The following is an 11,948-nucleotide window of genomic DNA, read 5'->3' on the forward strand; positions in this document are numbered from 1 at the left end:
GAACACGACCGTTAAGCCTTCCAGCGCCGATGGTACTTGGACCGAAGGGTCCCGGGAGAGTAGGACGTCGCCAAGCGAAAAACCACTGTCGATGTAATCGATGGTGGTTTTTATTTGTGTTCACCGAAGTTTTGATGAAGTGCAGATTTAGAGATTGTCCGACTAATGATATATGCTGCAGCGTGATGTCAGCAGCTTCTCTGTTATATAACATGATCCTAAAATTGACGTAAACAGATGAAGATTTTGTTACCGATACCATGCCAAAAATCAGTATAATAGAATTAGGTATAATCGGGAATATGATTACCGATATGCGCAGGCAGTAGGAAATAAGGCCTGATTGGAAGGTTCTCCATTAACCAACCAACTATGAATACTCATCTGGAGACCGGTTATTGTGGGGGAAGGAGGACAATTACATGTTGTGTAAACGTGGTCTGCATGTGGCAGGGATGATCTGTGCGGTTACGATCGTGTTGATCGGATCCGGATGTGGGGCATCCACAAAACCAAGCTGGGAAACCTTTGACGGCGCGGCGAATGTGAAGTCATTCCCGGTTCCGAAGGAAGCGAATAAAACGGAGCAAACCACAGGCATTAGTGACTTGGATTATGTACGGTATGCGCTTCCGGGCTTAAAGGGAGACGACAGCATTCCTGAAGCCTACCTGGAAGAGATTGAGTCGTGGGGATGGAAGCAGAAAGAAGTTGAAGATAACGGTTCTTCTTTAGTTTTTGAAAAAGGTAAAAGTATCGTCCACCTATCGGTGCATGACGATTTTCTTATAATCACGGTTCCGGCACAGCTAAAAAAACAAGCCATACAAGGATTGGAAAGCAATAAAGCAAATGAATAAAGACCTCGTTCCGACTTCGGAATGAGGTCTTTATTTAGTTTGAAACGGAAATCGGGTTTATAGCGCTATGTAGTGATGGATGCAGAAGCTTCAACATTATTGCAGGTAGTAGGAGATGTCCTGTTCATTCATTTTCAACATGCCATCTTTACGCTGGCCGCTCAGACGCAGCATCGTATAGCCGCGCGGGAGAAGGAGCCAAAGATGCCAGAACAGAAGCGTAATGGCAAAAGGCAACGGAGACCAGAAGGCCATGATAGCGCTTAAGACAATCCCCACCCAACAGGTATAGAACTGCACTAAATTAAATACGCGACGGCTGACGTGTTGATCCGGAATATAACCAAGCCAAGGCAACCTCAGACGGAAGCGCCAACGTTTGCGGTAGCTTGCTCCCAATAGGACGAGCACGGTATGTCCGACGACATACTGGATCCATAACATAAGCGGAAAGGCGATTAGCAGATAGAGCAGGAAATACGGTGACACCCAAAATGCACCTGCAGCCGCTGCTAGCCAAGGCAAACTTAAGTAGAGGATGAGCAAGCTTTTGGGAATTTGGATTTTCTTAATTAATCGATAGTGATAAAAGGTGGCTTGACCATGTGGATCTGCCATTGGGCTATGCCGTCCCCCTTTAAGTAGAAGTGAATTTCGATAGACGAGAAGATTAAGTCTTTTATGTCTTTATCGGACAAAATCATATTTTTATTAAGCTGAAAAAAAAGGTACAGACACAAGGGCACCAAGGGGTACATATACATAAAGCGTAGACCGATATCCTATGAAAAGGTTTAAAATAATAGAAACTGTGTCATACTAATAGGAAAAGGATCAAGGTGGGATGGTTATGGAAGAATTGACCGAACACGTGTGTATCATATGCAATCAGACGAAGACAGAGGGAATCACCATTGTCTCGCAATTCGTATGCGAGGAATGTGAGTCCGAAATCGTTCATACCAGTGCGGAAGATGCCAAATATCATTTTTTTATTCGTCAATTAAAACAGATTGCCATGCCGAAAAATGCATAGATGCGGGTACACGCGTCAAATGGGCCTGAATGAAAGGCCTTTTTTTGTTTAGAGGGGGCTTTCCGTGCATGGAGACGTAGGCGTAGGTTTCAAATTGCGTTAAAATAGGTTAGAGAATGTAATCCGAAGGGATATGTCGATGACTACACATAGAGAGCGTGCCCCACTTGCAGAAGCTTTAATATGGTATCGAGAACGTGGGGCTTCATCTTTTCATGTACCTGGTCATAAAAATGGCAGGGCATATGCAGAAGAAGGTAACGCTGCGGAGATGCTGCAAGAGGCCATGCGCATTGACGTGACGGAAATTACCGGAACCGATGATTTATTTCATCCGGAAGGCGTTATTCAGGAAGCACAGGAGCTGGCTGCAGATTGTTTTGGCGCAGAGGAAAGCTTCTTCCTGGTGGGGGGAAGTACAGCCGGCAATTTGGCGCTAATCCTGACGGTTTGCCGTGAACCGGGCGATATCGTGCTTGTACAGCGGAACGTACACAAGTCTGTGTTGAACGGATTGATGCTGGCGGGTGCAAGGGCGGTGTTTCTTCAGCCAGAGATGGACAAGCCAAGCGGTTTAGCCATTGCTCCATCTGCGGCTACGCTGGCAGCGGCTCTTGAGGCCTACCCTGAGGCACGTGGGGCGATCGTCACGATGCCGAACTACTACGGGATGGGGAGCGACTTAAGGCCGCTCGCGGAAGCGTGCCATAAGCGCGACATTCCACTGCTGGTGGACGAAGCGCACGGAGCTCATTACGGACAGCATCCCCAGCTGCCGATGAACGCTTTGTCATGCGGGGCGGATGGTGTGGTTCAATCCACACACAAGATGTTAGCCGCCATGACGATGGGAGCCATGCTGCATGTACAGGGCGGGCTGCTGGACCGAAGCCTGCTGCGCCAGCGGCTGGCCATGGTGCAGAGCTCCAGCCCCTCGTACCCGCTCATGGCTTCGCTGGATCTGGCGCGGCGGTTGCTGCACACGCAGGGCGCAGGCGCCTTCACGGCTGGCCTGGCCGCCGTGGAGACCTTCCGGCGCGGCCTCGCGAAGCTGCCGCGCTTCGGGCTGCTGCAGCCACCGCAGCCCGGGGGCCACGCCGCGGGCACGGCCGCTGCGGCGTATACCCGCCAGGACCCGTTCAAGGCGGTCATCTATGACCGCACCGGGTCCCTGAGCGGGTATGCACTCCAGCGCGCACTAGAGGCGCGCGGCTGTGTGCCGGAGATGAGTGACGAGCAGCGCGTCGTCTTATTGTTTACGCTGGCATCGACTCGGGAAGATGCGAATCACGTCTTATGGGCTCTTGTGCATATTGTAGAGCAGGGGGAGAAGACAGAAGGGATCGGAACCGAACCAGGCGCTACGGCAGAGAGCACGGAATTACTGATCCGGACACTGCGGGATCAGGGGGATTTCATGAGCTATGAGCCGCGAGAGGCCCACGAGGATATGGATTCCAATCATTTCGATACCGATGATAAATTGTTAACTGACGCAAGACTGATCTCCGATGTTTCCACGTGGAACAATTTGTCCGCAGAGACTCCTTATTCGGCCCCAATTCCTTTCTCACTCAAGCCGATTGACAGGGGGAGGTTGGAATCGGTGCCGTTAGCGAAGAGCGCTGGGCGAAAGGCGGCGGAGATGGTTATTCCCTACCCGCCAGGCATACCGATCTTATACCCAGGCGAAGACATCACAGCGGAAATGGAACAGAGGCTCCTGGTATTAAGGCATGCAGGGGCGAAATGCCAGGGGATATCCGATCCAACGCTGCAAACCATTGTCGTTTATAAGGAAACGTGAAGGAAGGAACTCCACTTTACGCTGGTATACCGGAGTGTATAACTTAGAGCTCCTCGATCAACAAATGATGAAAGCAGGATACGCTATGAATAATCGCAGACCACTATTTATTACCATCGAAGGAGGAGACGGATCCGGAAAAACGACCATGATGGGCAGACTCGCTGCCTTTATGCAGAACCATTCGATTCCGTATCTGATTACACGTGAGCCCGGCGGCATTGAGATTGCGGAGAAGATCCGCTCCATTATTCTCGATCCGGAGCATACCGCGATGGATGCACGCACCGAAGCATTGTTGTATGCGGCAGCCCGCCGTCAGCATCTTGTGGAGAAGGTGGAGCCGGCTTTGAGCCAGGGCTTGACTGTACTGTGTGACCGGTTCGTGGACAGCAGTCTGGTTTACCAGGGATATGCACGCGGACTGGGCATGGAGGAGGTATGGAACATCAATCAATTTGCGATTGATACCCGCATGCCGGATCTAACGCTGTTGTTTGATGTGGAGCCGAAGATTGGCATGTCCCGGATCACGGCAAATGCAGAACGGGAATTGAATCGGCTGGATATGGAGACCATGGCATTTCACGAGAAAGTTAGGGAAGGCTATCTATTGGTAGCAGAACGTAATCAGGATCGAATTCGCATTGTGGATGCTTCCAAAACGCCGACTCAGGTGGAAAGAGAAATGATTCGTCACTTGGAAGACGCGATATTAAAGGATTTTTGAGGTTGTTTGTCAAATAAGTACTGTTAAGGACATACGATGTCCAAATAAACAAGGAGGGTTTACCATGAAATTGATAGTTGCGATTGTCCAGGATAAAGATAGCAACCGTCTCTCCGCCGCGTTGGTCAAAGCTAATTTTCGGGCAACAAAGCTTGCAAGTACAGGCGGCTTCCTGAAGGCGGGGAACACCACCTTTATGATCGGGGTAGACGATTCACAGGTTGAAAGTGTGCTCAGTGTCATTCGCACAAGCTGTAAAGTTCGTGAACAGCTGGTCACCCCGGTAACCCCTATGAGTGGTACAACCGATTCCTACTTGCCGCTTCCGGTCGAAGTGCAGGTTGGTGGCGCAACCGTGTTTGTTCTCCCTGTAGAACGATTCGAGCATTTCTAAATTCATTTTCTGGATCTGCGATAGATACGTAACGGATGTTTTTATTGGGATATTTGACGGCTGTGTTCTCCTGTCACCAAAGTCTTCTGAACCACTTCTGTATCATAATAAAAATAGTTACCGTAGATCGCCGCACTCGGGAGATGATCTTAATAGATGGATGATTTCAATGAATTCCGGATAATCGTCCAATTTATCGATAATTGTTAGTAAATCGCTTGACAAGCAATCCATTTCAAGGTACGTTCACGTGAGGCACAGGTTTGTTCGATATGAACGTACCGATGCCTCCGTTTTATTAGATGCAAGAAATAACGCAATAGGCGGTGGATTCAGGTGAAGATCAATCCGGGCTTTCGGCCCATGAAAAGCGAACTCACGGTGCCGGATGGCAACGCCAGACCGATTCAGAAGCGATCGTTCTCGGATATGATGCAGCAGCAGGGAGAACGTGCGACCCATGAAGAGCTGAGTCGTCAAATGCGTGAAATTGCAATGCAAGGTGATCGATTGGCTAAGGCGATGACCGTTCGAGAGCTCAAAGCGTATAAATTGATGGTTCGCCGATTCCTGGAGGAAACGGTACGTCGCGGTGTGAAAATGAAGGAAACGCGCGGCTGGGACCGCCGGGGACGCGGAAAGCGGTATAATGTAATCGATGAAGTCGATTCTGCGCTGCTCGCAATGGCGGATGAACTGCTGGATACGGAGCAGGGGAGAATTGATCTGCTGAACCGAGTTGGTGAAATTCGAGGCATGCTGATCAATCTTGTATTCTAGCTGCAAAAAGCAAGGAAGCGTATCGTAATTCATGACTGCTCCACATGGAGGAGGATCATAAAGGATTGATAGAAAGTGAGGACTTATGTCTTTTAATGATATCGTAGGTCAAGAGACTGCGAAGCAACTGCTGCAAAATGCCTTGCGCCGTAATGCGGTCAGTCATGCCTATCTGTTTAGCGGCCCTTATGGTGCCGGACAGATGCAGACGGCGCTTACGTTTGCCAAGGCTTTGTTTTGTACGGAACTTGAAGACGATGCCTGCGGTCAATGTTTGGAATGCCGCAAGGTAGATCATGGCAACCATCCCGATCTTACATTGGTTGAGCCTGATGGAGCAAGCATTAAGATCGATCAGATTCGCGATCTTCAGCGTATATTCTCTTATCGATCGGAGAATCGCAATCCTAAGGTTTATATCATTGACCGGGCGGAGAAGATGACCACACAGGCAGCCAACAGCCTGCTGAAATTTTTGGAGGAACCCCAAGCGCCGGCTGTAGCGATTCTGATTGCCGAGAACGGACAGGCCCTTTTGCCCACCATTCAATCGAGATCCCAGCAGGTTCCGTTCCGGGCTTTAGATCCGCAGATGATGGAGAAGGTTCTTGTAGGGGAGGGTTATCCTGCCGCACTTGTACGCTGCGCAGTTCACCTTTCATCAGGACTTGATGAGTGCAGGAAAATATTGAGTGAGAATTGGTTTGCAGAAATTAGAAACGTAGTGTTACAATTAGGGAAGGAGTCTTTGAACCGCAGCGGCTCAGCGATCATCACAGCGAGTCAAAAAGTGTTCAAAACCGAACTCTCAGATCATCTGGACCTATTGTTCAGTATGTTTCATTTATGGTTTAAGGACATGATCCATGTCCAGTATGGAAGGAAAGAGTCTCTCGTTTTCATAGATCAGGCAGAGTATATCTCTGGTCATGCATCAGCCCGCAGCACAGCACAGTGGGTGTCATACATGGATTTGGCCGCAGAGTGTCAGAAGAAGTTACGCTATAATGTCAATGGACAGCTCAGTTTAGAGCAGTTATTGATGGGTTTGGGCGGTAACACTCCGGCGTGAGAAGACCCCCAGGCCCGCAGAATGGCCATTATGTACAGGCACAAGGGGGTTTATTTTTGTACAGTGTAGTAGGTGTCCGCTTTAAGAAGGCGGGCAAAATATATTACTTTGATCCGCTCGACCTGCCAGTGGAGAAGGAACAATCCGTCATTGTGGAAACCGCGAGAGGTATTGAGTATGGTCAAGTTGTGATAGGAAAGAAGGAGGTCGGTGAATCAGACGTTGTCCTTCCGCTCAAGAAGGTCATTCGGATCGCTGGTGATTCTGATGCCCGTGTGGTTGAAGAGAACAAACAAGCGGCTAAGGATGCATTCACCACCTGTTTAAATAAAATTCGGGATCACGAACTGAAAATGAAGCTGGTCGATGTGGAATTTACCTTTGACCGCAACAAAATCATTTTCTACTTCACGGCGGAAGGCCGTGTGGATTTCCGTGAGCTGGTCAAGGATCTGGCCAGTATATTCCGTACAAGAATCGAACTTCGCCAGATTGGAGTTCGCGATGAAGCGAAAATGCTCGGCGGTCTTGGACCTTGCGGACGCGTACTGTGCTGTTCCTCATGGCTTGGTGATTTTGAGCCGGTATCGATCAAGATGGCAAAGGATCAAAGCCTATCGCTCAATCCGACTAAAATTTCCGGGCTATGTGGAAGATTGATGTGCTGCCTGAAGTTTGAGCATGATAATTATGAAAGCGTGAAAGAAGAGCTTCCATCCGCTGGGAAAATGGTCGTTACTTCGCTTGGAGAAGGCAAAGTAGTCGGACTGAATGCGGATAAGCGGACGGTTCATGTTCAGCTGTTTGAAATTGGTAAGGTTAAGGAACTTCCAATGGATGACGTTGTCATCAAATAGTCCAATAGAATGTTTATTTTCGGGGTGTAGACTTGGAGAAGAAAAACATTTTTGTGCTCATTCAAGAGTTGGAAACACAGATGGGACATATACACAGTGAACTGGGTGGACTTAAGCTGGTCATCAAGGAACTGCTGGAAGAGAACCATCGCCTCAGTCTTGAAAATGAACAGCTCCGGAAAATTTTAAAGCGGGAAGTCAATCCGGCAGAATTGGAAAACCCAGTGGCTTTACAACCTCAGCCTCATGTGAAGGATGAGGAACATGAAGATGTGGTCGGCGAGGGATATGATAACCTGGCTCGGCTGTATCATGAAGGCTTCCACATCTGCAATGTCTATTACGGACATCTGCGGACGGAAGGGGATTGCCTGTTCTGCTTATCTTTTTTGAATAAATAAGAAGCCGTAGGAGAAACTGCCTACGGTTTTTTTCTAGAATGGAAAGGTTATACTGTAAGGATCGCGATTGATACCATACGGCTGCTTGTCATGCAATGTGAAGAGCAGCCTTTTATGTATTTCATTTTATCAGGTACTATGTAGAGAGCCGATACACCAGAAGAGCGTGTTTGGAATTATGGAGATAAAGGGTTGAAACTATGAAATTGAAAGAAGTGTTATTGCAACCATCCGAGCGGATTGATGATCTGCTTACCCATGAGCTTGGCATCATCCAGAGTGAGGAGGTATTCAGCTTTTCCATGGACGCCGTCCTGCTCGCCAGGTTTGCCAGCATTCCGCGCAGGGGCCGTATTTTGGATATGTGCACGGGAAACGGAGTTGTTCCGATCCTGCTGTCAACACGTACAGGAGCGCCGATCGAGGGGATTGAGATTCAGCCCAGACTTGCAGACATGGCCAGACGGAGCGTCGAGATGAATGATCTGCAGGATCAGATCACGATTCATGAAGGAGATCTGCGGGAACTGTACAAGGAAAAAGGGTATGGAGCGTACGACCTGATTACGGTCAACCCGCCTTATATGCCGATGAACGGCAGCGACTTGAAGCTGAATGAGCACCAGGCGATTGCCAGGCATGAAATTCACTGTACGCTTGAGGAAGTAATTGAATCCTGTGCAAGACTGCTTCGCCAAGGCGGGAAGATGAGCATGGTCCACAAGCCCCTGCGGCTGGCAGAAATCATTACGCTGATGAGCAAATACCGGATTGAGCCCAAAGTCATCCGCTTTGTCCATCCGCGCGTGAATATGGAAGCGAACATGGTGCTTATCGAGGGGATTCGGGACGGGAAGCCTGAGGTTCGGCTGAAGCCCCCGCTGATCGTGTATGATGAGCAAGGAAACTACGGACCGGATTTTATGGAAATTTACTACGGAACACATAAGGATGAGACGAACGAATGAGAAATCTTATACAGCAAAGTTATGCCGACCAGGGAGAGGGGAGCCCGGGCTCTCTGTATTTGGTGGCAACGCCGATCGGTAATTTGGAGGATATGACCTATCGAGCCGTGCGCATCCTTCAGGAGTGCGATATTATCGCCGCAGAGGATACGAGGCAGTCACGCAAGCTGCTGACCCATTTCGAAATTCCGGCCAAACCGCTGTTTAGTTATCACGAGCATAATAAGGCGGCCAGCGGGCCTGAAATCATACGTTATATAATAGAAGGAAAAAATGTGGCACTCGTCAGCGACGCCGGTCTGCCGGCGATTTCGGACCCTGGCAGTGATCTGGTTTCACTTGCGATTGAAGCGGGCATTTCGGTCATTCCGATCCCGGGGGCCAATGCCGCTCTTTCCGCCCTAATCGTTTCGGGTTTGCCGACCGAACGGTTTACGTTTATCGGCTTTTTGCCGCGGGAGCGCAAAGATATCGTCCAGCAGCTGCAAGCTTTGCAATCGGCGCAGGGAACGTTATTATTTTATGAATCTCCGCATCGCGTGAAAAAGACCCTGGAGATCTTGCAGGAGGTACTGGGAAATCGGAAGGTGACCTTGGCTCGCGAACTAACCAAGCGCTACGAGGAGTTCTTGCGCGGAACCATCTCCGAATGTCTGGACTGGCTCACGGAGCATCCGCCGCTGGGAGAATATTGTTTGGTGGTTGAAGCCGGCAGTGCAGAAGAGGAGCTTAAAGAGAAAAATGCCTGGTGGCAGGAGCTTTCGCTCCAGGAGCATGTGGAACATTATGAGCGGGAAGGACTAAGCCGCAAGGATGCCATGAAAAAAACCGCGAGTGATCGCGGTGTATCGAAGCGGGATATTTATAATGCACTCCTGACGGATTCGTGATCTAGCGTAACTCGGCGCAGGGGGATAACAAATAGCCCCACAAAGTGGGGCCTATGCTTCGATGTTTATTCAAATCCTTTGCGGGGACCCCAAAACATATAAATAAATGCGATTAAAGAATTGCTCACTTCGCTGAAAACTTATAAATTCTTTAATATCAAAAAAAGACCCTCCTGCGGCCGGGTTCATAGCCGAGGAAGGCACCAAGGAGATATGAAAAAGGTTAGAATTAACAAAATGTAATAATGCTATTATATACTAAAAATCTTAATTTGTCACAGGTGTAGGGATTTCCGAGATACATTCATGGCAAACAATTTTACCTTTGAAGTAAGTGACATTCTCAGCGTTACCACAGAAGATGCAGGCAGGCTCATATTTCTTAAGCATGATGCGTTCGCCGTCTACATAAATCTCCAATGCATCTTTCTCACCAATTCCGAGCGTACGGCGTAACTCAATTGGAATGACGACCCGTCCAAGCTCATCGACTTTCCTTACAATTCCTGTTGATTTCATCATAACTTATAAATGCCCCTCTCGCCATAATTTAAAAAAGTCATAATTCGACATAGTTCTAGTTTTTATGTTATTTATAGTACCAACGATTCCCAAAACAGTCAACCTATATTTTTGAAAAATCGGAACCTATTTACGAAAGTATAGTGAACGAAACCCTTGTATAGCAACGTAATTACCATAAACGAACCAATTTTTGCTGCGGTTTTCTATTTGTCGATTTGGAAAGCGTAATTTTACCTTATTCGACATGGTTCGACATTAGATGTCAAAAGAAGTGTTTATCGGCAAAAACCCAAATCAAAACGATAAGGAGTTGAGATGGAATGCATTCACCAATTTCGGAAGAAAAAGTGTTTAAGGATCCCGTCCACAATTATATTCATGTGCAAGACGATATCATATGGCGATTAATCGATACCCCGGAATTCCAGCGGCTCCGCCGGGTGAGACAGCTCGGGACTTCATTTCTGACCTTTCACGGGGCCGAGCACAGCCGATTCTCCCATTCACTGGGAGTCTATGAAATTACGAGAAGAATCATCTCTCAATTCGAACGGAGGGGGTACTCCGATTGGCCTGCCGAGGAAAGGCAAGTTGCCCTCTGCGCGGCTCTGCTGCATGATTTGGGGCATGGGCCCTTTTCTCATTCTATAGAAGAAGCTTTTCATATGAATCACGAGGATTGGACATGCCGGATCCTGCTTGGGGATACTTGCGTCAATCAGGTACTGCGGGAGCTTGGAGCGGATTTCCCCGAGAAAGTGGCTTCGGTTATTAACAAAACCTACGACAAGCCGATTGTGATAAACCTGGTCACTAGTCCGCTGGATGCAGACCGGATGGATTATTTGTTAAGGGATGCGTATTATACGGGAGTCAATTACGGAACGATTGATATTGACCGGATCTTGCGGATGCTGCGGCCGTACCGGGATCGGGTCGTCGTGAAGGAATCGGGTATGCATGCCGTAGAGGATTACCTGATGTCAAGGTATCAGATGTACTGGCAGGTGTATTTTCATCCTGTCACCCGAAGCTCCGAAATTATCCTGCGCCAAATTTTCCGCCGGGCCAAGGAACTGCATGACCGTGGATATGCTTTTCGTTTCATGATCGAACCGCTTCCTGCGTTGTTTTCGGGGAATATCGGGGTGAATCAATATCTGCGCCTTGATGAAGCTCTGATCCAAACGGCCTTTCTGCAATGGACGGAGGAGGAAGATCCTCTTCTTAGCGAATTATGCGGCCGTTTCATGCACCGAAAGCTCTACAAATATGTAGAAATCGACAACATCGATCTGGAGACCATCGACGGGATACGCCACGCATTCAGTGCCGTGGGATTGCATCCGGAATATGACCTGGAGATTGATTTTCCAACGGATCTTCCTTATGATAAGGTTCATTCCGATATGCCGCTTAACGAGAAGCAAATCCTGCTTCTGGATCGGCATGATGAGCTGAAGGAAATCTCGGAGGTATCCGATATTGTACGCTCGATCAGCGGCATTCATAAAGGACGGTACCACCTTTATTATCCGGAGGAGAAGGTAAGTCCGCTGCTGGCTCAAATGCCGGAGAAGATAGCCAGTGTTTTCAAACAACAACATTAGCTAGGTAGAATACAGGAA

14 protein-coding genes and 1 rRNA gene (1 of these 15 cut by a window edge) are annotated in these 11,948 nt (G+C 48.5%); 13 read left to right on the top strand and 2 right to left on the bottom strand.

Annotation, left to right across the window (positions count from 1 at the left end):
• Both rrf and MKY82_RS00070 read left to right on the top strand, forming a co-directional pair.
• Nucleotides 1-76, top strand: a 5S ribosomal RNA gene (gene rrf, locus MKY82_RS00065) (it extends 41 nt beyond the left edge of the window).
• A 346-nt stretch (nt 77-422) separates the two neighbouring features.
• Entirely contained in the window at nt 423-860 is a 438-nt protein-coding gene (locus MKY82_RS00070; protein ID WP_194540285.1) for a hypothetical protein, read from the top strand.
• Nucleotides 861-956: 96 nt separating this feature from the next.
• Here MKY82_RS00070 and MKY82_RS00075 read toward each other — a convergent pair whose 3' ends face one another.
• Nucleotides 957-1,478, bottom strand: a complete 522-nt coding sequence (locus MKY82_RS00075) for a hypothetical protein (protein WP_194540286.1) — start codon at nt 1,476-1,478, stop codon at nt 957-959.
• Nucleotides 1,479-1,710: 232 nt separating this feature from the next.
• On the opposite strand from MKY82_RS00075, the gene MKY82_RS00080 reads away from it, so the two are divergent.
• The 10 genes from MKY82_RS00080 to rsmI all read left to right on the top strand — a co-directional run bounded on the left by MKY82_RS00080 (nt 1,711) and on the right by rsmI (nt 9,795).
• Entirely contained in the window at nt 1,711-1,896 is a 186-nt protein-coding gene (locus MKY82_RS00080) for a sigma factor G inhibitor Gin (protein WP_071221101.1), read from the top strand.
• Between the two features lie 139 nt (nt 1,897-2,035).
• Nucleotides 2,036-3,703, top strand: coding sequence for an aminotransferase class I/II-fold pyridoxal phosphate-dependent enzyme (locus tag MKY82_RS00085; protein WP_339295222.1), 1,668 nt, complete (start codon nt 2,036-2,038; stop codon nt 3,701-3,703).
• Nucleotides 3,704-3,788: 85 nt separating this feature from the next.
• On the top strand, nt 3,789-4,433 hold the full coding sequence (gene tmk, locus MKY82_RS00090) for a dTMP kinase (protein WP_071221099.1): 645 nt from the start codon (nt 3,789-3,791) through the stop codon (nt 4,431-4,433).
• Nucleotides 4,434-4,497: 64 nt separating this feature from the next.
• Nucleotides 4,498-4,827 (top strand): cyclic-di-AMP receptor, encoded by a 330-nt coding sequence (locus MKY82_RS00095; protein ID WP_006207400.1) that lies wholly within the window; start codon nt 4,498-4,500, stop codon nt 4,825-4,827.
• Between the two features lie 336 nt (nt 4,828-5,163).
• Nucleotides 5,164-5,607, top strand: coding sequence for a YaaR family protein (locus MKY82_RS00100; RefSeq protein WP_071221098.1), 444 nt, complete (start codon nt 5,164-5,166; stop codon nt 5,605-5,607).
• A gap of 85 nt (nt 5,608-5,692) precedes the next feature.
• Nucleotides 5,693-6,679 (top strand): DNA polymerase III subunit delta', encoded by a 987-nt coding sequence (gene holB / locus MKY82_RS00105; protein WP_326119036.1) that lies wholly within the window; start codon nt 5,693-5,695, stop codon nt 6,677-6,679.
• Between the two features lie 56 nt (nt 6,680-6,735).
• Entirely contained in the window at nt 6,736-7,536 is an 801-nt protein-coding gene (locus tag MKY82_RS00110) for a stage 0 sporulation family protein (RefSeq protein ID WP_071221096.1), read from the top strand.
• A gap of 32 nt (nt 7,537-7,568) precedes the next feature.
• Entirely contained in the window at nt 7,569-7,937 is a 369-nt protein-coding gene (yabA, locus tag MKY82_RS00115) for a DNA replication initiation control protein YabA (RefSeq protein WP_009591928.1), read from the top strand.
• A gap of 200 nt (nt 7,938-8,137) precedes the next feature.
• Nucleotides 8,138-8,905, top strand: coding sequence for a tRNA1(Val) (adenine(37)-N6)-methyltransferase (locus MKY82_RS00120; protein ID WP_194540289.1), 768 nt, complete (start codon nt 8,138-8,140; stop codon nt 8,903-8,905).
• Entirely contained in the window at nt 8,902-9,795 is an 894-nt protein-coding gene (gene rsmI, locus MKY82_RS00125; RefSeq protein WP_194540290.1) for a 16S rRNA (cytidine(1402)-2'-O)-methyltransferase, read from the top strand. Before MKY82_RS00120 ends, rsmI begins: the two co-directional genes overlap by 4 nt.
• A gap of 267 nt (nt 9,796-10,062) precedes the next feature.
• Here the strand turns inward: rsmI and MKY82_RS00130 are convergent, their stop codons facing one another.
• The gene (locus MKY82_RS00130) at nt 10,063-10,317 is read right to left on the bottom strand and encodes an AbrB/MazE/SpoVT family DNA-binding domain-containing protein (protein WP_006207408.1); all 255 of its coding nucleotides are present in this window, start codon (nt 10,315-10,317) and stop codon (nt 10,063-10,065) included.
• 323 nt (nt 10,318-10,640) lie between these two features.
• On the opposite strand from MKY82_RS00130, the gene MKY82_RS00135 reads away from it, so the two are divergent.
• Entirely contained in the window at nt 10,641-11,930 is a 1,290-nt protein-coding gene (locus MKY82_RS00135) for an HD domain-containing protein (RefSeq protein WP_194540291.1), read from the top strand.
• Nucleotides 11,931-11,948: the final 18 nt, after the last annotated feature.

Source organism: Paenibacillus sp. FSL W7-1279 (assembly GCF_037969845.1).
In the GTDB taxonomy this organism is placed as follows: domain Bacteria; phylum Bacillota; class Bacilli; order Paenibacillales; family Paenibacillaceae; genus Paenibacillus_AQ.

Excerpts from the sequence above, each read along its gene's own strand:
- MKY82_RS00080 (WP_071221101.1), top strand. The coding sequence starts at position 1,711 with ATGGAAGAATTGACCGAACACGTGTGTATCATATGCAATCAGACGAAG.
- MKY82_RS00085 (WP_339295222.1), top strand. The coding sequence starts at position 2,036 with ATGACTACACATAGAGAGCGTGCCCCACTTGCAGAAGCTTTAATATGG.
- MKY82_RS00070 (WP_194540285.1), top strand. The coding sequence starts at position 423 with ATGTTGTGTAAACGTGGTCTGCATGTGGCAGGGATGATCTGTGCGGTT.
- tmk (WP_071221099.1), top strand. The coding sequence starts at position 3,789 with ATGAATAATCGCAGACCACTATTTATTACCATCGAAGGAGGAGACGGA.
- MKY82_RS00120 (WP_194540289.1), top strand. The coding sequence starts at position 8,138 with ATGAAATTGAAAGAAGTGTTATTGCAACCATCCGAGCGGATTGATGAT.
- MKY82_RS00135 (WP_194540291.1), top strand. The coding sequence starts at position 10,641 with ATGCATTCACCAATTTCGGAAGAAAAAGTGTTTAAGGATCCCGTCCAC.
- MKY82_RS00075 (WP_194540286.1), bottom strand. The coding sequence starts at position 1,478 with ATGGCAGATCCACATGGTCAAGCCACCTTTTATCACTATCGATTAATT.
- MKY82_RS00095 (WP_006207400.1), top strand. The coding sequence starts at position 4,498 with ATGAAATTGATAGTTGCGATTGTCCAGGATAAAGATAGCAACCGTCTC.
- rsmI (WP_194540290.1), top strand. The coding sequence starts at position 8,902 with ATGAGAAATCTTATACAGCAAAGTTATGCCGACCAGGGAGAGGGGAGC.
- MKY82_RS00130 (WP_006207408.1), bottom strand. The coding sequence starts at position 10,317 with ATGATGAAATCAACAGGAATTGTAAGGAAAGTCGATGAGCTTGGACGG.
- holB (WP_326119036.1), top strand. The coding sequence starts at position 5,693 with ATGTCTTTTAATGATATCGTAGGTCAAGAGACTGCGAAGCAACTGCTG.